22 protein-coding genes, 3 tRNA genes and 1 pseudogene are annotated in these 25,090 nt (G+C 70.1%); 14 read left to right on the top strand and 12 right to left on the bottom strand.

Annotated elements, in window-relative coordinates:
• The first annotated feature begins 12 nt into the window (after positions 1–12).
• The 5 genes from gyrA to ABIA32_RS00560 all read left to right on the top strand — a co-directional run bounded on the left by gyrA (position 13) and on the right by ABIA32_RS00560 (position 4,297).
• Positions 13–2,670, top strand: a complete 2,658-nt coding sequence (gene gyrA, locus ABIA32_RS00580) for a DNA gyrase subunit A (RefSeq protein WP_370091622.1) — start codon at positions 13–15, stop codon at positions 2,668–2,670.
• Between the two features lie 176 nt (positions 2,671–2,846).
• Complete coding sequence (locus ABIA32_RS00575; RefSeq protein ID WP_370091621.1) at positions 2,847–3,644, top strand: DUF3566 domain-containing protein; 798 nt, start codon at positions 2,847–2,849, stop codon at positions 3,642–3,644.
• A gap of 93 nt (positions 3,645–3,737) precedes the next feature.
• Positions 3,738–3,811 (top strand) — tRNA-Ile (locus ABIA32_RS00570).
• 148 nt (positions 3,812–3,959) lie between these two features.
• Positions 3,960–4,091: a DLW-39 family protein gene (locus tag ABIA32_RS00565; protein WP_232248059.1), complete on the top strand. Its 132-nt coding sequence runs from the start codon at positions 3,960–3,962 to the stop codon at positions 4,089–4,091.
• A 133-nt stretch (positions 4,092–4,224) separates the two neighbouring features.
• Positions 4,225–4,297 (top strand) — tRNA-Ala (locus tag ABIA32_RS00560).
• Between the two features lie 80 nt (positions 4,298–4,377).
• On the opposite strand, the gene ABIA32_RS00555 is transcribed toward ABIA32_RS00560, so the two are convergent.
• Positions 4,378–5,154 carry a DUF5324 family protein gene (locus ABIA32_RS00555; RefSeq protein WP_370091619.1) on the bottom strand — a complete coding sequence of 259 codons (777 nt, stop codon included), beginning with the start codon at positions 5,152–5,154 and terminating at the stop codon, positions 4,378–4,380.
• Positions 5,155–5,358: 204 nt separating this feature from the next.
• Between ABIA32_RS00555 and ABIA32_RS00550 the strand changes: the two genes are divergently transcribed.
• Together ABIA32_RS00550 and ABIA32_RS00545 are read left to right on the top strand one after the other, a co-directional pair.
• A complete protein-coding gene (locus tag ABIA32_RS00550; protein WP_370091618.1) occupies positions 5,359–5,883 on the top strand; it encodes a peptidylprolyl isomerase in 525 nt (174 codons plus the stop codon).
• Between the two features lie 110 nt (positions 5,884–5,993).
• On the top strand, positions 5,994–6,809 hold the full coding sequence (locus ABIA32_RS00545; protein WP_370091616.1) for a rhomboid family intramembrane serine protease: 816 nt from the start codon (positions 5,994–5,996) through the stop codon (positions 6,807–6,809).
• Positions 6,810–7,013: 204 nt separating this feature from the next.
• Here the strand turns inward: ABIA32_RS00545 and crgA are convergent, their stop codons facing one another.
• Entirely contained in the window at positions 7,014–7,271 is a 258-nt protein-coding gene (crgA, locus tag ABIA32_RS00540; RefSeq protein ID WP_370091615.1) for a cell division protein CrgA, read from the bottom strand.
• 175 nt (positions 7,272–7,446) lie between these two features.
• Here crgA and ABIA32_RS00535 point away from each other — a divergent pair, with 175 nt between their 5' ends.
• The 5 genes from ABIA32_RS00535 to ABIA32_RS00515 all read left to right on the top strand — a co-directional run bounded on the left by ABIA32_RS00535 (position 7,447) and on the right by ABIA32_RS00515 (position 10,797).
• Positions 7,447–8,205, top strand: a complete 759-nt coding sequence (locus ABIA32_RS00535) for a DUF881 domain-containing protein (RefSeq protein WP_370091972.1) — start codon at positions 7,447–7,449, stop codon at positions 8,203–8,205.
• Positions 8,206–8,235: 30 nt separating this feature from the next.
• Positions 8,236–8,952: a class E sortase gene (locus ABIA32_RS00530; RefSeq protein WP_370091614.1), complete on the top strand. Its 717-nt coding sequence runs from the start codon at positions 8,236–8,238 to the stop codon at positions 8,950–8,952.
• Positions 8,953–9,020: 68 nt separating this feature from the next.
• Entirely contained in the window at positions 9,021–9,302 is a 282-nt protein-coding gene (locus ABIA32_RS00525) for a hypothetical protein (protein ID WP_370091989.1), read from the top strand.
• A complete protein-coding gene (locus ABIA32_RS00520; RefSeq protein WP_370091613.1) occupies positions 9,302–9,958 on the top strand; it encodes an aminodeoxychorismate/anthranilate synthase component II in 657 nt (218 codons plus the stop codon). Before ABIA32_RS00525 ends, ABIA32_RS00520 begins: the two co-directional genes overlap by 1 nt.
• A complete protein-coding gene (locus tag ABIA32_RS00515; RefSeq protein WP_370091612.1) occupies positions 9,955–10,797 on the top strand; it encodes a class E sortase in 843 nt (280 codons plus the stop codon). Before ABIA32_RS00520 ends, ABIA32_RS00515 begins: the two co-directional genes overlap by 4 nt.
• Positions 10,798–10,801: 4 nt before the next feature.
• On the opposite strand, the gene ABIA32_RS00510 is transcribed toward ABIA32_RS00515, so the two are convergent.
• From ABIA32_RS00510 to ABIA32_RS00475, 8 genes are all read right to left on the bottom strand, one after another.
• Positions 10,802–11,506, bottom strand: a complete 705-nt coding sequence (locus ABIA32_RS00510) for a methyltransferase (RefSeq protein ID WP_370091611.1) — start codon at positions 11,504–11,506, stop codon at positions 10,802–10,804.
• Between the two features lie 115 nt (positions 11,507–11,621).
• Positions 11,622–12,050: a PPOX class F420-dependent oxidoreductase gene (locus ABIA32_RS00505; RefSeq protein WP_370091971.1), complete on the bottom strand. Its 429-nt coding sequence runs from the start codon at positions 12,048–12,050 to the stop codon at positions 11,622–11,624.
• 87 nt (positions 12,051–12,137) lie between these two features.
• A complete protein-coding gene (pknB, locus tag ABIA32_RS00500) occupies positions 12,138–14,075 on the bottom strand; it encodes a Stk1 family PASTA domain-containing Ser/Thr kinase (protein WP_370091610.1) in 1,938 nt (645 codons plus the stop codon).
• 201 nt (positions 14,076–14,276) lie between these two features.
• Positions 14,277–15,737: a peptidoglycan D,D-transpeptidase FtsI family protein gene (locus ABIA32_RS00495; protein WP_370091609.1), complete on the bottom strand. Its 1,461-nt coding sequence runs from the start codon at positions 15,735–15,737 to the stop codon at positions 14,277–14,279.
• An 81-nt stretch (positions 15,738–15,818) separates the two neighbouring features.
• A complete protein-coding gene (locus ABIA32_RS00490; RefSeq protein ID WP_370091608.1) occupies positions 15,819–17,225 on the bottom strand; it encodes an FtsW/RodA/SpoVE family cell cycle protein in 1,407 nt (468 codons plus the stop codon).
• A 34-nt stretch (positions 17,226–17,259) separates the two neighbouring features.
• Positions 17,260–18,774, bottom strand: a complete 1,515-nt coding sequence (locus ABIA32_RS00485) for a PP2C family serine/threonine-protein phosphatase (protein WP_370091607.1) — start codon at positions 18,772–18,774, stop codon at positions 17,260–17,262.
• 168 nt (positions 18,775–18,942) lie between these two features.
• Positions 18,943–19,494: an FHA domain-containing protein gene (locus tag ABIA32_RS00480; RefSeq protein WP_370091606.1), complete on the bottom strand. Its 552-nt coding sequence runs from the start codon at positions 19,492–19,494 to the stop codon at positions 18,943–18,945.
• Between the two features lie 10 nt (positions 19,495–19,504).
• Complete coding sequence (locus ABIA32_RS00475; protein WP_370091605.1) at positions 19,505–20,437, bottom strand: FhaA domain-containing protein; 933 nt, start codon at positions 20,435–20,437, stop codon at positions 19,505–19,507.
• Between the two features lie 370 nt (positions 20,438–20,807).
• On the opposite strand from ABIA32_RS00475, the gene ABIA32_RS00470 reads away from it, so the two are divergent.
• Positions 20,808–20,891 (top strand) — tRNA-Leu (locus ABIA32_RS00470).
• 180 nt (positions 20,892–21,071) lie between these two features.
• Positions 21,072–21,872 (top strand): TolB family protein, encoded by an 801-nt coding sequence (locus ABIA32_RS00465; RefSeq protein WP_370091604.1) that lies wholly within the window; start codon positions 21,072–21,074, stop codon positions 21,870–21,872.
• A gap of 79 nt (positions 21,873–21,951) precedes the next feature.
• On the opposite strand, the gene ppk2 is transcribed toward ABIA32_RS00465, so the two are convergent.
• Complete coding sequence (gene ppk2, locus ABIA32_RS00460) at positions 21,952–22,767, bottom strand: polyphosphate kinase 2 (RefSeq protein ID WP_370091603.1); 816 nt, start codon at positions 22,765–22,767, stop codon at positions 21,952–21,954.
• 165 nt (positions 22,768–22,932) lie between these two features.
• Positions 22,933–25,062 (bottom strand): annotated as a pseudogene (locus tag ABIA32_RS00455) (MMPL family transporter).
• Positions 25,063–25,090 lie beyond the last annotated feature (28 nt).

Genomic DNA, 25,090 nt, shown 5'->3' with positions numbered 1-25,090 from the left:
ACATGACCACCCGTGGTCGATGACAACCGCCCCGAAGGCGCGCAGCCGGAGGAGACCCCCGACGAGACCGGCCTGGCCGGTCTGCTGGACACCAGGATCGAGCCGGTCGAGCTCGAGACGGAGATGCAGCGCTCGTACCTCGACTACGCGATGAGCGTGATCGTGTCGCGTGCCCTGCCCGAGGTCCGCGACGGCCTCAAGCCGGTGCACCGGCGCGTGCTCTACGCGATGTACGACGGGGGCTACCGCCCAGAGAAGGGCTACTACAAGTGCGCCCGCGTCGTCGGCGACGTGATGGGCAACTACCACCCGCACGGTGACAGCTCGATCTACGACGCGCTGGTCCGCCTCGCGCAGCCGTGGTCGCTGCGGATGCCGCTGGTGGACGGCAACGGCAACTTCGGTTCCCCGGGCAACGACCCGGCCGCCGCGATGCGGTACACCGAGTGCCGGATGATGCCGCTCGCCATGGAGATGATGCGGGACATCGACGAGGAGACCGTCAACTTCTCGCCGAACTACGACGGCCGCTCCCAGGAGCCGCAGGTCCTGCCGGCCCGCATCCCCAATCTGCTGGTCAACGGCTCGACCGGCATCGCGGTCGGGATGGCGACCAACATCCCGCCGCACAACCTGCGCGAGGTCGCCTCCGGTGCGCTCTGGTATCTGGAGAACCCGGAGGCCTCCAACGAGGAGCTTCTGGAAGCCCTGATCGAGCGGATCAAGGGCCCGGACTTCCCGACCGGCGCGCTGATCGTCGGCCGTCGCGGCATCGAGGACGCCTACCGCACCGGGCGTGGCTCGATCGCGATGCGCGCGGTGGTCGAGGTCGAGGAGATCCACGGCCGTCAGTGCCTGGTCATCAGCGAGCTGCCGTTCCAGGTCAACCCGGACAACCTGGCGCTGAAGATCGCCGACCTGGTCAAGGACGCCCGCATCGGCGGCATCGCGGACGTCCGCGACGAGTCCTCGTCCCGTACCGGCACCCGCCTGGTCGTCGTGCTCAAGCGCGACGCGGTCGCCAAGGTCGTGCTGAACAACCTCTACAAGCACACGGACCTGCAGACCAACTTCGGCGCCAACATGCTGGCCCTGGTCGACGGAGTGCCGCGCACGCTCTCGATCGACGCCTTCATCCGGCACTGGGTCAACCACCAGGTCGACGTCATCGTCCGCCGCACCCGGTTCCGGCTGCGCAAGGCCGAGGAGCGCGCGCACATCCTGCGCGGCCTGCTCAAGGCGCTGGACGCGATCGACGAGGTCATCGCGACCATCCGCCGCTCGGACACGGTCGACGTGGCCCGCCACGCGCTGATGTCGCTGCTGGCGATCGACGAGATCCAGGCCAACGCGATCCTGGAGATGCAGCTGCGTCGCCTGGCCGCCCTGGAGCGCCAGAAGATCACGGCCGAGTACGACGAGCTGATGGCCAAGATCCGTGAGTACAACGCGATCCTGGACTCGCCGGCGAAGCAACGGGAGATCGTCTCCGAGGAGCTGACCGCGATCGTCGACAAGTACGGCGACGACCGGCGTTCGACGCTGATCCCCTACGAGGGCGACATGTCCGTCGAGGACCTCATCGCCGAAGAGGACATCGTCGTCACGATCACCCGTGGCGGCTACGTCAAGCGCACCCGCTCGGACCTCTACCGCTCGCAGAAGCGCGGCGGCAAGGGCGTGCGCGGCGCGCAGCTGAAGCAGGACGACATCGTCGACCACTTCTTCGTGACCACCACGCACAACTGGATCCTCTTCTTCACCAACAAGGGCCGGGTCTACCGGGCCAAGGGCTACGAGCTGCCGGACGCCGGGCGCGACGCCCGCGGCCAGCACGTGGCCAACCTGCTGGCCTTCCAGCCGGACGAGCGGATCGCGCAGGTCATGGCGGTGCGCACCTACGAGGCGGCGCCCTACCTGATCCTGGCGACGCGCTCCGGGCTGGTGAAGAAGACGGCGCTCAAGGACTACGACTCGCCCCGCTCCGGCGGCCTGATCGCGATCAACCTGCGTCAGGACGAGGAGGGCTCGGACGACGAGTTGATCGGCGCCGAGCTGGTCTCCGCCGAGGACGACCTGCTGCTGATCTCCAAGAAGGCTCAGGCGATCCGCTTCACCGCCACCGACGAGGCGCTGCGCCCGATGGGCCGTGCCACCTCAGGTGTGAAGGGCATGAGTTTCCGTGAGAGCGACGAACTGCTCTCCATGAGCGTGATCCGGCCCGGTACCTTCGTCTTCACGGCCACTGACGGCGGTTACGCCAAGCGGACCAGCGTGGACGAGTACCGCGTCCAGGGCCGCGGTGGGCTGGGCATCAAGGCAGCGAAGATCGTCGAGGACCGCGGCTCGCTGGTGGGCGCGCTGGTCGTCGAGGAGGCCGACGAGATCCTGGCCATCACCCTCGGCGGCGGAGTGATCCGCACGCGGGTTGCCGGGGTCCGTGAAACCGGACGTGACACGATGGGCGTCCAACTGATCAACCTGGGCAAGAGGGACGCGGTCGTCGGCATCGCCCGTAACGCGGAGGGCGTGGCCGAGGACGAGGTGGAGGACGGCGAGGACGGACCGGTCGAGGCTGCTGCGGAGGCGACCCCGACGGGCGAGACCGTGCCGGACGCGACTGTGGCGGACGAGGGCTCGCCCGCCGACTCCGGCTCCGACGCGGAGTGAGTTGCGGAGTGAGTCGACGATGACTGTGGACGGGCCCCGGTGCAGTCGACCGGGGCCCGTGCCAGGATTCTCTTCAGGTTGACTGCTTGCGCTTTGAACCATCACGCGTGCAGCGTGAGGGCGTGACGACACACCAGGGCCTCCCCGGCCCTGGAGGGGAATGCGGGAGGACCAGGGTGAGTGGACCCACGGGTGCGGCTGGTGCCGCGGGGCGGGCGCAGAACACCGCCGGTGCGACATCCGGCGGCGCCGGCGGTGCCGGGCGTGACGCGGGCTCGACGTCGGTGATGCCCGCCGTCGGGCCTGACGGCGGCCCGCAGGCCCCTCGCCGCCGTCAGGGCGGCCCCAACGGCGAGCAGGCGCAGGCCCGGGCCGCCGCCGAGGCCGGCAACCCGGCCGCGGGCGCGCCCACGACGGCGGGCGGCGGCTACTCGACGCCCACGACCTACGCCAAGGGCCAGCCCACGCCGCCGCGCGGCACGCCGGTCCCCGGCGCGGGCGGTCCCGGCGGTTCGGGCGCCGGTGCGGGCGACCGCGCCCCGGGCGGCGCGGGCAACCGGCCTGCCGCCCGTCCGGGCCCGGCGGCCCCGCCGTCCGGCCGGACCCGGCGCGCGCGGCTGCGCGTGGTGCGGACCGACCCGTGGACGGTGATGAAGGTCAGCTTCCTGCTCTCCATCGCCCTGGGCGTGGTGACCATCGTCGGCGTCTCGCTGCTGTGGATGGTCCTGGACGCGGCCGGTGTCTTCAGCTCGCTGGGCGGCACGCTCAAGCAGGCCACCACGGGTGCGGACGCCTCCAGCGGCTTCGACCTCCAGTCGTACCTCTCCTTCGGCAACGTCTTCATGTTCACCGGCCTGATCGCGGTGATCGACGTGGTGCTGCTGACGGCGCTGTGCACACTGGGGTCGTTCATCTACAACACGGCCGCCGGGATGACCGGAGGCGTCGAGCTGACGCTGGCCGAAGAGGACTGAACCGGGTCTGCCGAGGCCCTGATCAGCTGACCTCAGAGAACGGATTTGGGCAGACCGCTGCAGGTGCGCTAATCTTTCAACGCAACGCAGCGCGGGCCTATAGCTCAGACGGTTAGAGCGCTTCCCTGATAAGGAAGAGGCCACAGGTTCAAGTCCTGTTAGGCCCACAGCGTGCAGAGCCCCGATCGGCTCCGGTGAAACGGAGATGGTCGGGGCTCGCTCATTTGCTGGCCGTTGTGGAGACGCGGCTTGGGCGTCCCCGGCTGGGGTGTAGCATCGCGGCAAGGACGTCATCGAGGAAGTCGAGGTCTCGCGGTGAAGAAGCTTCTGCTGGTTGTTCTGGCTGTTCTGGGCGGGTACTTCGTCTACCGCCAGGTGCAGGCCGACCGCGCCGAGCAGGACCTGTGGACCGAGGCCACCGACCCGATCCCGGCCGGCTCGCGCTGACCGTGCGGCGGCACACAAGATCGCACTGTGCAAGATCGCCAAGTGTTTCACGTGTGACATTTAGCGATCTTGGTGCGTAAAAGGTGGTCCGTGCTGCCGCGCCGAGCGGGTACGCTTGTCGGCGGCAGTTCGCGGGGCCTTAGCTCAGTTGGTAGAGCGCCGTCTTTGCATGGCGGATGTCAGGGGTTCGACTCCCCTAGGCTCCACGCAGCGTGGAACTGACGAAGGGCCCCACCCGTGCGGGTGGGGCCCTTCGTGCTGGGCCCTTCGAGTGGGGCGCGCACGCTCACTTCTCCGGCTTCTTCTCCTTCGCCTTGGCCTCGGCTTCCTTCGCCTCCTTGGCCTCGACCTCCGGGTCGAGCGGGAGGGAGCCGTTGACGGCCGCGCTGGCGCTGCTTCCGCCGGAGCCCGGCGCGGTCTCCCGCAGCGGGATCGGTGTCGTCGGCGGCTCGACCAGCCAGTCCGGGTTGCTCTGCCGCTGGTACCACTTCCAGGCCACCAGGCTGCCGGTGGCCAGCGCGCCTACGGCCAGGAGAGTGAGACTGCGGCGCGCCCAGCGGCCCTTGCGGGACGCGGCCCGCGCGTGGGCGGCGGTCAGCGCCTCGATCTCGGCCAACGAGATCTCACCGCGCAGCACCGGCAGGGCGGCAGCCGAGCGGTCGTGCAGCTGCTGGGCCGCCAGCTGGGCGGCGGGCAGGGCTCGTTCCTGCGCGACGATGCGCGCCTGGCGCGCCTGCTCGGCCGCGACGGCTGCCGCCAACAGGGCCTGCTGCCTGGCCTGCCGCGCGGCGACCTTCGCCTGCCGACCGGCCTTGACGACCGCCTCGTCCACGGCCGGCGGGACGTTGCCGCGTGCCTGGTCCCACAGCGGGACCACCTGGCCCTGGACACGGCTCTGCGCCGCCAGGCGGGCGTGCTCCACCGCCGAGCCGATGGCGGGGGCCCATTTCTGCCAGGCCTCCTCGCCGTAGTGCGCTGCGGCGTCCTTGGCGCTCACGGCGTAAGGCGTGAGCTGCTCACGGGTGCGACTGGCTGCCTCGCGAGCTGTGTCGATCCGGGTCACCGGAAACCTCCTCCTCGGGCGTCCTGTTTGTCACGTATCCACCCAATGAAAGATCATGCCGCCTGTTTTCCTCTCAGGCGCGCTGAAAACGGATCCTTCTCTTCGCATCCTGCTCCTTTGGGAGGCGTTGCACAGGGCGTGGGAGGATTCCGGGTGTCAGCATCCGTGCGCCGAGGCGCGCGAAGGACTCCAGGAAGGCGCATCGTGGCCCAGGAACTGTTCGCCACTCTCCACACCAACCACGGGGACATCGAGCTCAAGCTCTTCCCGTTCCACGCCCCCAAGACCGTGGCGAACTTCGTGGAGCTGGCGGACGGCACCCGCGAGTGGACCCACCCGGGCACCGGCGCGAAGACGACCGACAAGCTGTACGACGGCACGATCTTCCACCGGGTCCTCGCGGGCTTCATGATCCAGGGCGGCGACCCGCTGGGCGTCGGCGTGGGCGGCCCCGGCTACGAGTTCGGCGACGAGATCCACCCCGAGCTGGTCTTCGACCGCCCCTACCTGCTGGCCATGGCGAATGCCGGTCCGGGCACCAACGGCTCGCAGTTCTTCGTCACGGTGGCCCCGACCACCTGGCTGAACCGCAAGCACACCATCTTCGGCGAGGTCGCCGACGAGGCCTCCAGGAAGGTCGTCGACGCCATCGCGACCGTCGCCACCGGCCGCAACGACCGTCCGGTGGAGGACGTCGTGATCGAGTCGGTGGAGATCACCCGCCGTTGATCCGTCCCGACCTTGCAGGGTCCGGGCTCCGCTGAGGGAGACTGGGCCCTGTCGGCTTTCATTGCCGGTGTCACTCCATCCGTGTCGCCTCAGAGGGGGATCCAGCGATCATGCTGCCGGACTGCTATCGGCACCCGGGCCGCGAGACGGGCGTCCGCTGCTCGCGCTGCGAGAAGCCGGTCTGCCCCGAATGCCGGGTGGAGGCCGCCGTCGGCTTCCAGTGCCTCGACTGCGTGCACGAGGGCCGCGCCGCCGCGCGGGTGAGCGCGCCGCGTACCGAGTACGGCGGTCAGCTGGTGCGCGATGGCGCGTTGGTGACCAAGCTGCTGATCGCCGCCAATCTGGTGGTCTGGCTGCTGGCCTTCACCGGCGGTGACGCCTTCGTCGCCCGCTGGATCATGCAGGGTGACGCGGTCGCGGTGAGCCACCAGTGGTACCGGATGATCACCTCGGTCTTCCTGCACCAGCAGCTGCTGCACATCGCGATGAACATGTGGTCGCTCTGGGTGCTGGGCCCGTATCTGGAGAAGGTGCTCGGGCGGGTTCGCTTCCTGGCCCTCTACCTGCTCTCCGGCCTGGGCGGCTCTGCGCTGGTGCTGGCGACCGACTCGAAGGCGATGGTGTTGGGCGCCTCCGGGGCGATCTTCGGCCTGCTCGGCGCCGTGATCGTGGTCCACCGCCACCGCGGCTACCAGCTCGGGCCGATCATGGCCGTGCTGGTCGTCAACCTGGTGGCGACCTTCTCCCTCGGCTTCATCGCCTGGCAGGCGCACATCGGCGGCCTGGTGGTCGGCACGCTGATCGCGGCCGGCTACGCCTACGCCCCGGCGGCCCGCAGGAACGCGGTGCAGGGGCTCGCGGTGGTGCTGGTCGCGGCACTGGTCGCCGGGGTCAGCCTGTACGCGGCGGCGCAGATCACGCTGTGATCGTCCGGCCGCTCACAGGGTGAGGTTTTCCACAAGTACACGGAAGGGGCCCGCACAGCTGTGCGGGCCCCTTCCGTGTGAGCTTCGCTACGCGTGTTCACCTGCGGATTATCTGCTGTCCGAGGAACTGGCGGGCGATCGTCCGGTTCAAGTTATCCACAGATAGTCAGGGTTTTCCCCACTGTGGACAAGCCTGTGGACAAGTCACTTCCACTGCGTGGATACACCGAAGCCGGCGGCGATGAAACCGAAGCCGATGACGATGTTCCAGTTGCCGATCGCGCTGATCGGCCACTGGGCACTGGTCACGTAGTAGACGACGATCCACACCAGACCGGCGAGGAAGAGCCCGAGCATGATGGGCGCGATGAAGCCCCGCCCGGACTTGAGCTTCACCGGCGTCGCGGTGGTCGTGGTCGGCGGGGTGTAGTCCGACTTCTTGCGGATGCGTGACTTCGGCACGAGAAGGGCTCCCGGGGACTGTGGGCCAACAGCAGGTGCGGCAACTTCGGCAGGCGCCCGAGCGAGATACCGGGCACCGCACACTACGCCAGCGTCCGTTAGCGTAGTGGCTCCCGGAGTCGGAAGGAGATAAGGGTACGTGGCAGATTCCGAAGAAGTTCCGCCGACTGCGGAAATTTCTCCGAACGAGGGACCGTCCGAGGTTCGCCGCCCCGGTCGATATGTCGGTCGCGCCCTGACTTGCCTGATCTTCGCCCTGGCCGGCTTCCTCTTCTACACCAGCGCCCACACCTCCCAGGGCACGAATCTGCGGAACGACGACACCCTCCTCCGTCTCTCCGACCTGATACAGCAGCGCAGCCAGCAGAACGCCACGGCCGACGCGAACGTGGCCGCCCTGCGCGCGCAGATCGACCAGCTCGCCCGGCAGCACTCCAACAACCCGGCCGACGCCGCCCGGCTCACGGCACTGGAGCAGGCGGCCGGCCTCGATCCGCTGGCCGGAGCGGGCGTCACGGTCACCCTCAACGACGCCCCGCCGAACGCCACCGCCAGGATCCCCGGCGTCCCGCAGCCCCAGCCCGACGACCTGGTCATCCACCAGCAGGACCTGCAGGCCGTCGTCAACGCGCTGTGGCGCGGCGGCGCGCGCGGGATCCAGGTGCAGGACCAGCGGCTGATCTCCACCAGCGCGGTGCGCTGCGTCGGCAACCAGCTGATCCTGCAGGGGCGGGTCTACTCCCCTCCATACGTGGTCAAGGCGGTCGGAACGCCGACATCGCTGATCACCTCGCTGAACGGCGACAGCTACATCCAGAACTATCTGCAGTACGTCGCGGCCTACGGGCTCGGCTGGAAACTCGACCAGTCCAAGGCGATGACTCTTCCCGGCTACTCCGGCACAGTGGACCTCCAGTACGCCAAGGCGCAGTAGTCACGACTCGCTGGTGGGGGAGGGCCCGGGGTGGGACGGGTGATCGGCCGCACGCTCGTCGAGCTGTGCATCACCGTGGGCGCGCTGATCGTGCTGCTCACCGTCTACGTGCTGTTCTGGACCAACATCTCCGCCGACAACGCGATGGCGGGGGAGCTGGCCCGGCTCCAGCAGCAGTGGGACCAGCCGCAGCTGTCGGGTCCTTCCGCGCCTTCCGGTGCCTCCCCTTCCGCCGCGCCGTCGGCAGCGCCCTCGCCGTCCCCCTCGCTGGTCGCCTACCCGCCGGGCGAGGCCTTCGCCGTCCTCTACATCCCGCGGTTCGGCAAGGACTGGAAGAAGCCCGTCGTCGAGGGCACCGGGACGACGGACCTGCAGCGGGGCATCGGCCACTACACCGGCACGGCGGAGCCCGGCCAGCCCGGCAACTTCGCGCTGGCCGGTCACCGGCGCACCTGGGGCAACCCCTTCAACGACTTCCCGCTGCTGCGGCCGGGGGACCGGATCTACCTCGACGACGGGCACTACTGGTACGTCTACGTCCTGGACCGGACGCCGCTGCGCACGCTGCCGACGGACGTCGGCGTGCTGGCCCCGCTCCCGCCGGAGTCCGGCTACCGCACGCCCGGCTCGTACCTGACGCTGACCACCTGCGATCCGGCCTGGGGGCACAGTCACCGGCTGATCGAGTGGGGCCATCTCGTCTCGACGACGCCCGTCTCGGCGGGGACGCCGGCGGGGTTGGGCTGATGAGACCCTGACGCAGGGCGCCGCCCGTTAATCTGGTGCGGACAGGAGGAGCGGAGGAGGCTCGCTCGATGTACGGCTTTCTGTGGCGCAAGCTGCCCGGCAGCGCACCCGTGCGCGCCCTGCAGTGCCTGCTGCTCTTCCTCGCTGCGGTCTTCGTGCTCTTCCAGTTCGTCTTCCCGAGCGTGGAGCCGCTGCTCCCCTTCGGCGACGTGACGGTCAACGGCACCGGCGGCGGCACCAGCTCCACCACCGCGCCCTCCCCCGGGCCCTCGTCGTCCACGCTCAACGGTGCGCACCGACTGCCGGTCGCGGGCCCAGATCCAAGCCTGAACCACGGAGTTGCTGCCTGATGACCGCCCGGCCCGCCGCTCGCATCCTCGTCGTCGACAACTACGACAGCTTCGTCTTCAACCTGGTCCAGTACCTCTACCAGCTGGGCGCGGAGTGCGAGGTGCTGCGCAACGACGAGGTGGACGTCGCCTCGGTGACGCGTGAGGCCTACGACGGCGTGCTGCTCTCCCCCGGCCCCGGCACGCCGGAGGAGGCCGGGGTCTGCGTCGAGATGGTGCACCACTGCGCCGACATCGGCCTGCCGGTCTTCGGCGTCTGCCTCGGCCTGCAGTCCATCGCCGTCGCGTACGGCGCGGTGGTCGGGCGCGCGCCCGAGCTGCTGCACGGCAAGACCTCGCCGGTCAGCCACGAGGACGGCGGCGTCTTCGCCGGCCTGCACTCGCCGCTGACCGCCACGCGCTACCACTCGCTCGCGGTCGAGCGGGACACCGTGCCGGACGAGCTGCACATCACGGCGTGGACCGAGAGCGGCGTCATCATGGGCCTGCGTCATCGCGAACTGCCGGTCGAGGGCGTCCAGTTCCACCCCGAGTCGGTGCTCACCGAGGGCGGCCACCGGATGCTCGCCAACTGGCTCGGCAACTGCGGCGACCCGGACGCCGTGGCCCGCTCGGCGGGGCTGGCCCCGGTGATCGGCCGGGCGGCCGTCGCGTGACCGCGCTGCGCCCGGAGTCCGAGGCGCAGGATTTCTGGCAGGACGATCAGACCCTGCAACTGCGCGCGGTCCGGCCCGCTGAGCCCGTCTCGCCGCCGACGCGTTCAGGCGGCCGCGCGGCCCGGCGCAGGGCCGCGAAGCGGCGCAAGGACGGCCCCGGCATCCTGGCGGTCCGGGCCTTCGGCGAACTGCTGATCACGCTGGGCGTGGTGATGATCCTCTTCGTCGCCTACCAGCTGTGGTGGACCAACGTCCGCGCCAACGACTACGCTAACTCACAGGCGTCGACGCTGGAGCAGCAGTGGGGCGGCGGGGGCGGGACGCCGACCCATCCGGCGTATCCGGCCTCGGTGCCGGTGGGATCGAAGTTCGCGATCATCTACATCCCGAAGCTGGACGTGAAGACTCCGATCGCGGAGGGCGTGGACAAGGAGTCCGTCCTCGACAACGGCATGGTCGGCCACTACTCCGGCGGGCAGGAGACGGCCTTCCCCTGGGCGAGCACCGGCAACTTCGCGCTGGCCGGCCACCGCAACACGCACGGTGAGCCGTTCCGCTACATCCCCCGACTGGTGCCGGGAGACAAGATCGTCGTGGAGACGGCCTACGACTGGTACACCTACCAGGTCACCAGCTCCCTGCCGCAGACCTCCCCGAGCAACGTCAGCGTCATCGCCCCCGTCCCGCCGCAGAGCGGCTTCACGAAGCCGGGCCGCTACATCACGCTGACGACGTGCACGCCCGAATTCACCTCGACGTATCGAATGGCCGTGTGGGGCACGCTGGTTGAGGACCTGCCGAAGAGCGCGGGCAAGCAGCCTGCGGCACTCGGCGGCTGACTGGTCATCCGATTCGCTCGGATGGGACAGACTCGCCGCGGGTGGGTTGTCCACAGGCCAGTCTCCACACCGTCGTCTGCTTCGTCTCGGCGTCCTCCAGCTCGCGCTGGACCGGGACGGCATACGTTGCCAGCGGGTCGAACTCTGTGCGGGGGAGGTAGGCGCGGCCGGGGTCGCCGACGAGGGCTGTCGCGCCGGCGGCCTGCGCGCGGCGGAGGAAGGCGAGGACGCGGGTGGCCATCGTGCGTTCGTAGAAGGCGTCGCCGACGAGGACGACGTCCACAGCCGGGGGATCGTCGTCCAGCACGTCGCCGAGGCTCGGGCCGAGGGTGACCGCGTTGGCCGACGCGTTGAGGGCGAGGGCGTCCAGGGCGAGCGGGTCGATCTCGCTGACCGCGACGCTCGCCGCGCCTGCCTTCGCCGCCGCGATGGCGACCAGGCCCGAGCCGGAGGCCAGGTCGAGGACGCTGCGGCCGGCGACGGTCTCCGGGTGGTCGAGGACGTAGCGCGCGAGCGCCAGCCCGCCCGCCCAGGCCTGGGCCCAGAACGGCGGTGGGGCGTCGGCCGCGCCGGAGGCGCGATCCGTCTCCGACCACAGGTCGAAGACTCGGTCGGCGGAGTGGAGCAGGACCTCGGGGACGAAGGGGTTGGCGACGAGACGGGTGCGGGCGCGGATGAACTCCGCTGCGGTGGAACTGATGACGCTCACCGCGCCAGTCTGCTGACCCGGTGTGCCGCCGACAAGGGGCGGGTCGTCCGTCCTGTCAGTTCGCGGCCTGTCAGTCCGCGCCCTGTCAGTCCGCGCCCTGTCACTCTGCGCCCTGTCACTCTGCGATGTCGGCCTGTGCGACGACCTTCTCGACGCGCACTCGCACCAGCAGCTCCCCCGGCACGCCGTTGCGCTCGCCGAAGGCCTCGGCCCGGTCCTCCCCCATGTACCTGGCGCCGATCCTGGTCGCCCAGTGGCGGACCTCCGGCAGGTCCTCGCTGAGGGTGGCGGTCCCTTCGACGATGACGAAGGAGAACGGCGGGCGGTCGTCGTCCACGCAGATCGCGACCCGCCCGTCCCTGGCGAGGTTGCGGCCCTTGAGCGTGTCCTTGCCGGTGTTGAAGAGCAGGTCGTCGCCGTCCAGCACGAACCAGACCGGCGCGACGTGCGGCCGCCCGTCCTTGCGGACGGTGGCGAGCTTGCCGGTGCGGGTGCCGGCGCCGAGGAAGGCGCGCCATTGGGTCTCGTTCATCCGGGTGGCCATGGTCGTCATGATCCCCTCCGGGACGACGAAAAGCACCCAGGGACGCTGGTCCCTGGGTGCGATTCGTCAGTCGGCGAGCGGGTTCGGTCAGCCGCCGCCCGGGTTCGGGTTCCCGTTGGCGTTGCCCGGTCCCGGGGTACCTGTGCCGGCCGGAGTGCCGGTGGCGCCGGTCTGACCCTGGGAGGTCTGCGCCGTGTTGTTGGACGGGGTCATGGTGATGTTGATGACCGTCCCGGCCTTGACCTGGGTGCCCGCGGGCTGGTCCTGGGTCAGCACCCAGTTGTCCTGCTGCCCTGGGGTCACCACCTGCTGAGTGACACTCAGATTCAGGTGGTTCTGCTGGGCCAGGTTCCGGGCGTCGGTGTAGGACATCCCGGTGAGAGTCGGCACCGTCACCATCTGCTGGCCGCTCGACACCACGACGTCGATCGAGGTGCCCTTCGGCTGCGACCCGGACGGGGAGTAGCTGATGATGTTCCCCGACTGCACCGTGTCGGACGCCTGCTGCGTCTGCTGCCCCAGCTGGAAGCCCTTGGCGGACAGCGCGTTCGCGGCATCAGTGGTGTTCATGCCCCTGATGTCCGGCACGCCGTTCGTCAGCGGGCCGCTGCTCAGCTGGACCGTGATCGTGCCGCCAGGCTGGATCGTGGTGCCCGCGACCGGGGTCTGCTTGCAGACCTGATCCTTCTGGGCGGTGTTGGTGTCGCACTGCAGCGGCGTTCCCTTGACCAGCTTGATGCTGTTGCCCATGTTCGTGACCGCCGCCTGCGCGTCGGCCCAGGACTGACCCGCGAACGACGGCACGGTCTGCGCGTGGTCCGCCTTGCCGTTGAACATGGACTTCGCCACGAAGAACGAGCCCAGCAGAACCAGGATCGCCGCGACGACCAGCACGATCACCGAGGTGTTCCGGTTCTTGCCGCCGCCGTTCGCCGCGCGGCGGCGGTCGCCGCGGCCGCCGTAACCGCCGTCGTCGTAGCCGCCGCCGGACGGGTCGTAGCCGTCGCCGCCCGCGTCGTAGCCCTGGCCGACGCCGGGGAGGATGCTGGTCGCGCCGGCCTGGGCGGGGGTGCCGCCCTGCTGGGGCATGGCCATGGTGCGGCCGTACTGGTCCTGCTGCGGAGCCTGCTGGCCGTAGCCGCCCATGCCGAAGGCGACCGTCGGTGCGGCTGCCGCCGCGACCGGGAGGCCGTCGAGGGCGCGCTCGATGTCCGCGCGCATCTCGTCGGCCGACTGGTAGCGGTAGTCCCGGTCCTTGGCGAGCGCCTTCATGACGATCGCGTCGTACTCCGGACGCACCTCGGGGTCGTAGGCCGACGGCGGCTGGGCCTCCTCCCGCACGTGCTGGTACGCCACCGCGACCGGCGAGTCGCCGATGAACGGCGGGCGCAGCGTCAGCAGCTCGTACAGCAGGCAGCCCGTCGAGTACAGGTCGGTGCGGGCGTCGACCTGCTCGCCCTTGGCCTGCTCGGGGGAGAGGTACTGGGCCGTACCGATCACCGCGGCGGTCTGCGTCATGGTCATGCCCGCGTCGCCCATGGCGCGCGCGATGCCGAAGTCCATCACCTTGACCTGGCCCGTGCGCGTCAGCATGACGTTCGCGGGCTTGATGTCGCGGTGGACGATGCCGTTGCGGTGCGAGTACTCCAGCGCCTGGAGGATGCCGATGGTCATCTCCATCGCGCGCTCCGGCAGCAGCCTGCGGCCGCTGTGCAGCAGCTCGCGCAGCGTGGAGCCGTCGACGTACTCCATCACGATGTACGGGATGGAGATGCCGTCGATGTAGTCCTCGCCCGTGTCGTAGACCGCCACGATCGAGGGGTGGTTCAGCGACGCCGCAGACTGGGCCTCGCGGCGGAAACGCGCCTGGAACGACGGGTCGCGGGCCATGTCGGCCCGCAGCGTCTTCACAGCGACGGCGCGCCCGAGCCGGGTGTCGTGGCCGATGTAGACCTCGGCCATGCCGCCGCGCCCGAGGACGCCGCCCAGCTCGTACCGGCCGCCGAGGCGACGCGGTTCTTCCATGGTTCGAGCCCTCTCCCTCTTCAGTCTGCCCGGCAGTCGGTGGGGCAGTCGGACAGACCGCTGCTGGCGGATACGCTACCGGGCCGGGGAGTCAAAGCGGATTCGCTGACCTACCTGATACAAGACTGGAATACGCCTGCGCTGGACGAACGCGGCGAACGTGGCATCGGTCACGCCACGCTCGCGAACGACGTTCGGACGTCATTTTCCGAGGTACGCCTGCATCATCGCCTTGGCGATCGGCGCCGCCAGGTGCATGCCGGAGATGTCGCTTCGGACGGTCCCGCTGTCCTCGACCACGACCGCCACGGCGATCTGCTTGCCGTTCGGACCCTTGGCCCAGGAGACGAACCACGCGTACGGGTTGTCCTTGTTGTTCACGCCGTGCTGCGCGGTGCCGGTCTTGCCGCCGACCTGGACGCCCGGGATCTGCGCGGTGGTGCCGGTGCCGTTCTGGACCACGTTGACCATCATGGTCTGCAGCTTCGACGCCACATCGGGGGTGGTCGCCTGTGACAGCTGCTGGGGCTGCGCCTGCGAGATCACCGAGTTGTTGGCCGAGCGCTCCTGGGCGACCAGGTAGGGCTTCATCAGCGAGCCGTCGTTGCTGATCGCCGCCGCGACCATGGCCATCTGCAGCGGCGTGGCCCGGGTGTCGAACTGGCCGATGGAGGAGAGCGCGGTCTGCGCCAGGTCCATCTTCGTGTCGTAGTTGCTGCCGGCGACGCCGACGGGGATGGTCAGGCCGGAGTTGTTGAAGCCGAACTTCTGCGCCTCCTCGACCATCCGGTTGGTGCCGATCTCCGCACCGAGCTTGCCGAACACGGTGTTGCAGGAGATCCGCAGCGCGTCGTTGATCGAGGCGTTCAGGCAGCCGACGTCCCCGGCCTCGTTGGTCAGCTGCGTCGTGGTGTTCGGCAGCTGGTAGGTCTCGGGGGTCGAGGTGGCCGCGTTGATGTCGGTGACCTGGCCGGTCTCCAGCGCCGCCGCCGCGGTGATCAGCTTGAAGGTCGAGCCCGGCGGGTAGGTCTGGCGCAGCGCCCGGTTGAGCATCGGCTGGTTGGTGTCGGCGTTCAGCGTCGTCCAGTTCTTCTGGAAGTCGCCCGTCACGCCCGCGATGCTGGTCGGGTCGTAGGAGGGGAAGCTCACCAGGCCGAGGATCGCGCCGGTGGTCGGGTCGAGTGCGACGGCCGCGCCCTTCTTGCCCTGCAGCCCGTCCCAGCCGGCCTGCTGGACCTTGGGGTCGATCGTGGTGACGACGTTGCCGCCCTGCTTCTGCTTGCCGGTCAGCATGTCCAGCGTGTTGCGGAAGAAGAGCCGCGAGTCGGTCCCCGCCAGGACCTGCTGCTCGACGTTCTCCAGCAGGTTGCTGCCGTAGGCCTGCGAGGAGAAGCCGGTGACCGGCGCGTACATCGGGCCGTTCACGTAGGCCCGGCGGTACTTGTACTTGTTGCCGTTGACCAGGAGGCTCTTGGTGACCGGCTGGCCGCCGACGATGATGTCGCCGCGCGGGTAGCTGTAGGCCTCGATGACAGTGCGCTGGTTGTGCGTGTTCGCGTTCAGCGCGCTCGCGTCGACGCCCTGGACCCAGTTGGCGCGGATCATCAGCGCCAGTACCAGGAGCAGGCAGAACACGGAGACCCTGCGGATCGGCTTGTTCATGTGGCGCTCACTCCGGTCGGCGGACAACGGTCGGCGGGCAGATCAGCCCCTGGTTGGGCTCCTGGCACGATACAACGACGCCTACGCCGCCCCGTTCGGTTGCAGCGCCCCCGGCAGTGCGACCGGCTGCGTGACCGTCCCCGGCGGCGGCCTGCGGGCGACATCGCTGATCTTCAGCAGGATGGCGACCAGTGCCCAGTTGGTGATCACGGACGAGCCGCCCTGGGCGATGAACGGCAGCGTCATGCCGGTCAACGGGATGGTACCGGTCACTCCTCCTGTGACGATGAACACCTGCAGCGCGAAGGCCGCCGCCAGGCCGACCGCCAGCAGCTTGCCGAAGGGGTCGCGTGCCGCCAGCGCCGTACGCAGGCCGCGTTCGGCCAGCAGCGCGTAGAGCAGCAGCACGGCCATCACCCCGGCCAGGCCGATCTCCTCGCCGATGGTGCCGAGGATGAAGTCGCTCTTGGCCGCGAAGCCGATCAGCCAGGAGTGGCCCTCCCCCAGCCCGGTGCCGATCGTGCCGCCCGCGCCGAGGGAGAACAGGGCCTGCCCGATCTGGCCGACGCCGCTGCCGCCCGAGGTGGCGAGCGGGTGCAGCCAGTCCTGGATCCGGGACCTGACGTGTCCCTCCCCGGCGGCCACCGCCCAGAAGCCGAGACCGGCCATCAGCAGCCCGAAGAGGATCCAACTGGTGCGCTCGGTGGCGACGTAGAGCATCACCACGAAGATGCCGAAGAAGAGGATCGAGGTGCCCAGGTCCGTCTCGAACACCAGGATCAGCAGGCTCAGCGCCCAGACCACCACGATCGGTCCGAGGTCGCGGCCGCGCGGCAGGTACAGGCCGAGGAAGCGGCGGCTGGCCAGCGCCAGGGCGTCCCGCTTGACCATCAGGAAGCCGGAGAAGAAGACCGGCAGCAGGATCTTCACGAACTCGCCCGGCTGGATCGAGAAGCCGCCCAGGTGCAGCCAGATCTTCGCGCCGTGGTCGGCGGCGCGGGTGGGGAAGAAGGCGGGCAGGGCCAGCAGCACCAGTGCGGCGAAGCCGGAGAGGTAGGTGTAGCGCTGGAGCAGCCGGTGGTCCTTGACCAGGGCCATCACGGCGATGAAGAGCGCGATGCCGAGTCCTGACCAGAGCAGCTGGTTCTGCGCGGCCGGGTAGTTGGGGTGCAGCTGGGCGGCCTTGTCGAGGCGCCAGATGAAGACCAGGCCGAGGCCGTTGAGCAGGGCCGCGATCGGCAGCATCAGCGGGTCGGCGTGCGGGGCCCAGCGGCGGACCGCGACGTGCGCGAGGAGGGCGAAGGCGCCCATGCCGAGGCCGTAGCCGAGCATGCCGGCGGGCAGCCGGTCGTCCATGGCGAGGCCGGTCTCCGCGTAGGCGAGGACCGGCACGAGCACGGCGAAGACGAGCAGGGAGAGCTCGGTGTTGCGACGGTTGGGCGCCCCTTGCGGGGTGATCGTGGCGGTCGGGCTCCCCGTTGCGTTCACCGTGGGGGCCGCCCGGACGGGGTCGGCGCCCCGGTCAGGAGCTCACGCACTGCTGGGCCAGGCTCTGGTCCGCGGCGCTCAGCGAGGGCGCGGCGGCGGGCGCGGTGGACGGGGTCCCGCTCGCACCTGGGCTCGGCGAGCCGCTCGGATGCGGGACGGTCTTGCCGCTGGCGGACGGCGAGGGCTTCGGCGTCGGCGTGGGTGCCGGCGTGGGCTTCGCCTTCTGTGCCGCGACCGTGCGGCAGACGTCGGACTGGTGCTTGAGGATGTTGATCTTGTCCTGGGCCTCGCTGAGGCTTCCCATCGGCATGGTGTCCTTGACACCCGTCTGCAGATACGGCGGCAGGTACTTGAGCGGCACCTGCGGCTCGTCCTGGTAGACCGCGGAGAGCTTGAGCCCGGCCAGGTTCTGCGAGACGCCCTTGTAGATGGCGACGTGGTCGCCGTTGGCCCCGACGAAGTACTGCGACTGCGTCCACTGGTAGCCGAAGTACGCACCGCCGCCGAGCAGCGCCAGCACCGTCACGCCCAGGGTGGTCGGCAGTACCCAGCCGCGACGCTTGCGCTCCTTGGGGCGACGCCGGCTGCGACGTCCCTCCGGCTCGTAGTCGTCGTCGAAGCCGCCCTCGAACTCCTGGTACTCCTGGTAGCCGCCCTCGGGCTGCTCGCCGTCGTCCGCCGGGACCGGCTTCCTGCGGCCGAGCGAGGCGGCGCGGGAGGCGGGGGTGTTGGCGACGACGGGGTGGCCGAGCGTGGGCGGGCCGTCGGCGACCGCGCCGACGACGACGGGCGCGTCGGTGAACTGGGCCGCCATGGTGTCCTGGTCGGTGACGTCCAGGACGTCGGCCACGACGCAGGTGATGTTGTCGGGGCCGCCGCCGCGCAGCGCCAGCTGGATCAGCTCGGCGATGGTCTGCTCGGGCGAGTAGTAGCTGCCGAGCGTCTCCTCCAGCGTCTGGTGGCTGACCACGCCGGAGAGGCCGTCGGAACAGATCAGGTAGCGGTCGCCGGCCCGGACCTCGCGGATCGACAGATCGGACTCGACCTCCCCGGTGCCCATCAGCGCGCGCATGATCAGCGAGCGCTGCGGGTGGGTGGAGGCTTCCTCCTCGGTGATCCGGCCCTCGTCGACCAGGCGCTGCACCCAGGTGTGGTCCGTGGTGATCTGCGTCAGCACACCGTCGCGGAGCAGGTAGGCGCGGGAGTCGCCGATGTGGATCAGGGCGGCGCGCTGGCCGGTCCAGAGCAGGGCGGTGAGCGTGGTGCCCATGCCCTCCAGGCTCGGGTCCGCCTCGACCAGGACGCGCAGTCGCTCGTTGGCGCGCTCGGCGGCGTCGTGCAGGGCCGTCATCGGGTCGGTGCCGGGGACGTCCTCGTCGAGATCGACGATGCTGGACAGCACCTCGGAGGAGGCGACTTCGCCCGCGGCCTGTCCGCCCATGCCGTCCGCGACGGCGAGCAGCCGGGGACCGGCGTAGCCGGAGTCCTCGTTGCCCTCGCGGATCATGCCCTTGTGCGAACCGGCGGCGAATCGCAGCACCAGGCTCATGTGCCGTCCGCCCCCTTCCCTCGGTCCCCTGCGCGATGCCCCGGTGCAGCGTGCGTTGCTGCATCGTACGACCCACCGGCCCCGTGCGCGGGCATCAGGTCGGGCCCGAAGCGGCCGGGCCCGGGCCGGGGGCCGTGCGGAGTCTGCGCGCGTCGGATCATCGCCGCGTCACTTCCGCAGCTCGATGACCGTGCGGCCGATCCTGACGGCGGAGCCCGGCTGCAGCGGCGTGGGGCTGGTCAGCCGCATGCTGTCGAGGTAGGTGCCGTTGGTGGAGTTGAGATCCTCGACGACCCAGGCGCCCGCGGACTGGTCCGGGTAGATGCGCGCGTGCCGCGAGGAGGCGTAGTCGTCGTCCAGCACGATGGTCGAGTCGTGGGCTCGGCCCAGCGTGATGGTCTGGCCCTGGAGCGCGACCGTGGTGCCGGCCAGCGAGCCCTGGGTGATCACCAGATGCGTGGGCGCGCCCCGGCGCTGCCGGCCGCCCTGCGGCTGGGCCTGCGGGCGCTGGGTCGGCGCGGTCGCGGCGGCCGCGGTGGCCTGGCGTGCGGTGTTCGGGTTCGCGCCGTTCCCGCTGCTGCCGCGCCGGGGGGCGGCGGCGCGCTGGGTCACCTTGGTGCCGAACAGGTCGGAGCGGATCACCTGCACCGCGACGATGACGAACAGCCACAGAACGGCCAGGAAACCGAGCCGCATGACCGTGAGGGTCAGCTCTGACATGTGCCCCGCGTCACCCTTCGGCTTGCCGGTAGACGATGGTGGTACTGCCCAGGACGATCCGTGAGCCGTCGCGGAGCGTAGCGCGACCGGTGTGCTGTCCGTCGACCACGATGCCGTTGGTGGAGCCGAGGTCGAGCACCATCGAGGGGTTTCCGGTCCGGATTTCCGCGTGGCGCCGGGAGACTCCGGGGTCGTCGACCCGGACGTCGGCCTCGGTGCTGCGGCCCAGCACGACGACCGGCCGGTCGAGCTGGTGGCGCTCGCCGTTCATCTCCAGCCAGCGCCGGGTGGCGGGGCCCGCGCCGCCTGCGCCGCCCGCGGCGGGGGGCTGGGCCGGCGCGCCGGGGAACGGGTGGACGTTGCCGCCGTCGGGGCCCACGTTGCCGGGGCCGCCGAGCGGGTTCACGGCGGGGAAGGCGGGCGCGGTGGCCGGAGGCGGTGGCGCCTGGCCGGGCTGCGGCTGCCAGGCCTGCGCCTGCTGGCCGCCGTAGGGCGGCGCTGCGGGGGCGGCGGGCGGCTGCGGTCGGTACCCCTGCTGGGCCTGGGCCTGCTGCTGCGCCTGCTGCTCGGGACCGGCCTCGATCCGGCTGCGGACCCGGTAGAGCCCGGTGTCCAGATCCTCGGCCCGCTCCAGCTGAACCTTGAGCGGGCCCATGAACGAGTACCGCTGGGCCTGCGCGTATTCGCGCACCATGCCGGCCAGCTCGCTGCCGAGCTGCCCGGAGTACGGGCTGAGCCGCTCGTGGTCGTGCGGGCTCAGCTCCACGATGAAGTCGTTGGGGACCACGGTGCGGTCGCGGTTCCAGATGCTGGCGTTGTTGTCGCACTCGCGCTGCAGCGCGCCGGCGATCTCGACCGGTTGCACCTCGGACTTGAACACCTTGGCGAAGGCGCCGTTGACAAAGCCCTCCAGCCGCTGCTCGAACTTCTTCAGGGCTCCCACGGGGCACCCCCTTCCGTCGGGTGTCGTCGTCCCACCCGGCGCGGGCGCGGGGGCGGCGGCTGCTTGTCTGCCTTACTGATCGTATCTACGCCCGGGACCGACGTGTGGTTCCTCGGTCGTCCGGCCCGCAGCAGGATGCCAGTGGACTGGTACCCGGCGCGGCGATCCGGCATCCGCGTCTCACTCGTTCGGCCGGGCCCGGTTGCGCTCCGCGCGCGCCTCGGCGAGATGTGAGTGGACCCCCTCCGACGTGCTACTGTTCTTCTCGTCGGAAGGCGACACCGCAAGGAAAGCGGGGCTGAACGGGCCGGGAACAACCGGTTTGAAAGCTCCGGGAGATTTTCGGTAGAGTCGATGACATCACCCAGATGCGCGGGTGGCGGAATAGGCAGACGCGCTGGATTCAGGTTCCAGTGCCCGAAAGGGCGTGGGGGTTCAACTCCCCCCTCGCGCACAAAAGGCCCCCGCAGTGACGTTGGTCACTGCGGGGGCTTTGTCATTCCCGAGCGTCGTAGCTTGTCTCCCCGTCGCCTCTGCCTGCGTGACTGAGGTCACCCGAAGCGGTTCGCGGTGTGTACGGAATTGTCTCTGGCCCGCGAGCGGGGCCCGGCGCTACGATCCGCGACCGTATTTCTTGACGTCACAGGGCGGCACGACGCAGATCGGTGCCGCGAACCCGGATGGCTCCGGCGCGCACCTGCTGACCAACGACGCGGCCGGAGCCTCTCAGCCGAGCCTGTCCCCGGACGGGACGCAGCTCGTCTACGGCTCCTACGACGGAAGCCACGGCGGCTACGTCATCAAGCTCCTCAACATCGCCGCGGGCACCACCACCGAGCTGGCCAACGGCACGGATCCGTCCTGGCGGCCGCTGCGCTCGCAGTACGTCGACCACATCTACGGCACCGGCGGCGTCAGCAATGACGCGGCCGCCTCACGGTGGCAGTTCAACACCGTGGGCAAGTACACGCCCGGACTGCTCACCGCCTACAACGCGGTGCTGGTGAACAAGTACGACGCGACCGACGCCGCCCTGGGGGTCGAGCTCGCCGGCGAGAAGCAGGCTCCGCTGCTGATGACCTCCGGCAACTCGCTGGATCCGGCCGCCGCAGCCGAGCTGCGCCGCGTCATGCACCGGGGCTGGACGGTCTACCTGGAGGGCAACACCTCCGTGCTCTCCGCCCACGTGGCCGCACAGGTGCAGGCCCTCGGCCTGCGCGTCGTGCGGGTCGGCGGGAGCGGCGCGACCGGACAGTCGGTGACCACGGCGAGGACCCTCACGGCGACGCCGACCTGGGTGGTCCTCGCGGACTCGCTGGACTACCGGGTGCCGGCCTCGGCCGCGACCCTCGCGGCGAGCGCGGGCTACCACGGCCGGATCGTGGTCGCGCCCACGGGAACCGGGGCGGCGCAGTCGTTGCTCACCGGCCGCTGACCGGTTGACGGTAACCACACCGCGAACGCCCCTCAGCGACGTCTGAGGGGCGTTCGCCGGTCTACGGGGAGGTGCGCGGCTACTTCGGGTGACGGTCCGTCTCCTGGACGGTCGCCGCGTGGTCGGGCACGTAGTGCTGTTCGTCACGCGGCGGCCGGATGTAGCCGGTGGGCGCCGGGCGCTTGGGGAACTTGATCGGGTGCGCGGGCTGCTCCACGTAGGGGACGGCGGAGAGCAGGTGCGCGATCATGTTCAGCCGGGCGCGCTTCTTGTTCTCGCTCTCGACGACGTTCCAGCGGGCCTCGGGGATGTCGGTGTGGACGAACATCTCGTCCTTGGCCCGGGAGTAGTCCTCCCAACGGGTGATGGACTCCAGATCCATCGGGGAGAGCTTCCAGCGCCGCATGGGGTCGTCCCGGCGGGCGCGGAAACGGCGCTCCTGTTCGTGGTCGCTGACGGAGAACCAGTACTTGAGCAGGATGATCCCGTCCTCGACGAGCATCCGCTCGAAGATGGGGCACTGGTGCAGGAACCGGTGGTACTCGTCCTGGGTGCAGAAGCCCATCACCCGCTCGACCCCGGCCCGGTTGTACCAACTGCGGTCGAACAGCACGATCTCGCCTGCGGCGGGCAGGTGCTCGATGTAGCGCTGGAAGTACCACTGCCCACGCTGACGCTCGGTGGGCGAGGGCAGCGCGGCGACCCGGGCGACACGGGGATTGAGGCACTCGGTCACCCGCTTGATGGCTCCGCCTTTGCCGGCGGCGTCGCGGCCCTCGAAGATGACGACGAGTCGGGCGCCGGTGGCCTTGACCCATTCCTGGAGGGTGACGAGCTCGGACTGGAGCCGGAAGAGCTCGTGTTCGTACGCCTTCTTGGGCAGCTTGTCGGCCATTGCACAACGATAAGTTGCAATTACCTCAGGGGCGCGGGGAACTGCGCGAGGACCACCCTGTGCGGATGGCCCTGCGCGTTCCGCGACTCACCACACAGGGTGGCTTGTCGGCGCACGCAGTTCATCGAGCAGAGCCGCGCGCCCCTGAGGTAGTGCAACTGCCCGTCAGCGGTCGACTGACTCCTGTGCCGTGCTCGGGACACTCCCCGCCGCCGTCAGCGTCCGGCCGCGGCCGAGGCCGAGCGCGGAGGGCCACCACAGGCGGTGGTCCAGGTCCATCGCCAACGCGGTGACAAGCACACTGCGGACGATGAACGTGTCCAGCAGGACACCCACGCAGACCGCGAAGCCGATCTCCGCGAAGCCCACGATCGGCAGCGTGCCGAGGACGCCGAACGTGCTCGCCAGGATCAGGCCGGCCGAGGTGATCACGCCGCCCGTCGCCGCCAGACCGGCGAGCGCGCCCGCGCGGGTGCCGTGCTTGATCGACTCTTCGCGGACCCGGGTCATCAGGAAGATGTTGTAGTCGATCCCCAGCGCCACCAGGAAGACGAAGACGAACAGCGGGAACGCGTTGTCCTCGCCCTGGAAGTGGAACAGGTGCTGGAAGGCCAGCGTCGAGACGCCCAGCGCCGCCGCGAAGGAGAGCACGACGGTCAGGATCAGCACGATCGGCGCCACCATCGCCCGCAGCAGCAGGCCGAGGATGATCAGCACCACGATCAGCACCAGCGGGATGATCACCATGTTGTCGTGGTTCGCCGCCCGTTGGACGTCCAGGCGGACGGCCGTGTCGCCGCCGACGTACGCCTGCGCGCCCGGAACCGCGTGCACCGCGGTCCGCGCCGCGTCGACCGTGTTCTCCGCGGCCTTGCTGTCCGGCGCGCTGGTCAGCGTCGCTGTCGTGTAGGCGTAGCCGCCGCGGATCACCGGCGGGGTGACTCCGGTGAGGCCGTGGCCGTCCAGTGTGTTCAGCGCCGCGACGACCTGGTCCGCCCCGGCGGCCGCGGAGATGATCCGCAGCGGCGAGCCGGTACCGGCCGGGAAGTGGTCGGAGATGACGACCTGGGCGGTGACCGAGTCCGGCTTGTTGGTGAAGGAGCCGTCGGTGGAGAGCCCGTTGGCCTTGAGGCCGAACATGCCCAGCGCCAGCGCGCCGAGCGCCAGCGTCGTGCCGATCCAGACGATCCGCGGGCGCCGCCCGATCGCGCCGCCGACGCGGGACCAGAGGCCCGTCTCGGTCGGCTCTGCCGTGCCGAAGGTCGGCTTGACCGGCCAGAAGACCCAGCGGCCGCAGATCACCAGCAGTGCGGGCAGCAGCGTCAGCATGGCCAGCAGGGCGACGGCGACGCCGATCGCGCAGACCGGGCCGAGGCCGCTGGTGGAGTTCATCTCGGCGACCATCAGGCAGAGCATGGAGACGGCCACCGTGGCCGCGCTCGCCAGGATCGCCGGGCCGGCGCGGTGCAGGGCCTCGGCCATGGCCTCGTGACGGTCCTCGTGGCGGCGGAGCTCCTCGCGATAGCGGGCGACGAGCAGCAGGGCGTAGTCCGTGCCCGCGCCGATGACCAGCACCGTGAGGATGCCCTGGCTCTGCCCGTTGACGGTCAGTCCGGCGTGCTTGGCCAGCAGCTAGATGACCGCCTGGGCGGCCGTCAGGGCGAGGCCCGAGGAGAGCAGCGGGAGCAACCAGAGGGAGGGGCTGCGGTAGGTGAGCAGCAGCAGGATGATGACGACGCCGAGCGTGGAGTAGAGCAGCGTGCCGTCGATGCCGGCGAAGGCCTTGCTCTGGTCGGCTCCGTAGCCGCCGGGCCCGCCGACGTGGGCGGTGAGGCCGGGGTCGCCCGCGGTGGCGGTCGCGCGGATCGAGTCGACGGCGGGGCCGAGGTTGTTCCAGCCGCCGTTCGACATGTCGATCATGACAGAGGTGGCCAGTGCCTTACCGTCCGCGGACGTATGCGGCGGCGCGATCGGGCCGACGACGTGGTCGACCTTGGCGAAGGCGGCGGCGTCCGCGGTGGCCTTGGCGATGTCGGCCTGGGTGATTCCGCTTTCGCGGGAGTAGACGACGATCGCCGGGGCCGCCTGCGTCGAGGCGAACTGCCCTTGCAGGTTCAGGACTTTGGTGGACTCGGCATTGCCCGGCAGCCAGCTGGAGGTTTGGTTGTCCAGGGCGCTGGAGAGCTTTCCTGCGAGTGGTCCGAGCGCGAGGAGCGCCACGATCCACACGGCGAGGATGACCCATTTGGCACGTCGTCCGGCAGGGATGGCGGCAAGCCGCCGGGCGTAATTCATGTGAATGTATCCCCCAACTAAACGCGAT

The organism is Streptacidiphilus sp. MAP12-20 (assembly GCF_041262525.1).
In the GTDB taxonomy this organism is placed as follows: Bacteria; Actinomycetota; Actinomycetes; order Streptomycetales; family Streptomycetaceae; genus Streptacidiphilus.
This window is presented reverse-complemented; position numbering and strand designations above follow the sequence as displayed.

What these genes read in the sequence shown, in the direction of transcription:
- ABIA32_RS00545 (WP_370091616.1), top strand. Translation starts at nt 5,994, where the DNA reads ATGCTGCCGGACTGCTATCGGCACCCGGGCCGCGAGACGGGCGTCCGC.
- ABIA32_RS00525 (WP_370091989.1), top strand. Translation starts at nt 9,021, where the DNA reads ATGTACGGCTTTCTGTGGCGCAAGCTGCCCGGCAGCGCACCCGTGCGC.
- ABIA32_RS00520 (WP_370091613.1), top strand. Translation starts at nt 9,302, where the DNA reads ATGACCGCCCGGCCCGCCGCTCGCATCCTCGTCGTCGACAACTACGAC.
- ABIA32_RS00505 (WP_370091971.1), bottom strand. Translation starts at nt 12,050, where the DNA reads ATGGCCACCCGGATGAACGAGACCCAATGGCGCGCCTTCCTCGGCGCC.
- pknB (WP_370091610.1), bottom strand. Translation starts at nt 14,075, where the DNA reads ATGGAAGAACCGCGTCGCCTCGGCGGCCGGTACGAGCTGGGCGGCGTC.
- ABIA32_RS00495 (WP_370091609.1), bottom strand. Translation starts at nt 15,737, where the DNA reads ATGAACAAGCCGATCCGCAGGGTCTCCGTGTTCTGCCTGCTCCTGGTA.
- ABIA32_RS00485 (WP_370091607.1), bottom strand. Translation starts at nt 18,774, where the DNA reads ATGAGCCTGGTGCTGCGATTCGCCGCCGGTTCGCACAAGGGCATGATC.
- ABIA32_RS00480 (WP_370091606.1), bottom strand. Translation starts at nt 19,494, where the DNA reads ATGTCAGAGCTGACCCTCACGGTCATGCGGCTCGGTTTCCTGGCCGTT.
- ppk2 (WP_370091603.1), bottom strand. Translation starts at nt 22,767, where the DNA reads ATGGCCGACAAGCTGCCCAAGAAGGCGTACGAACACGAGCTCTTCCGG.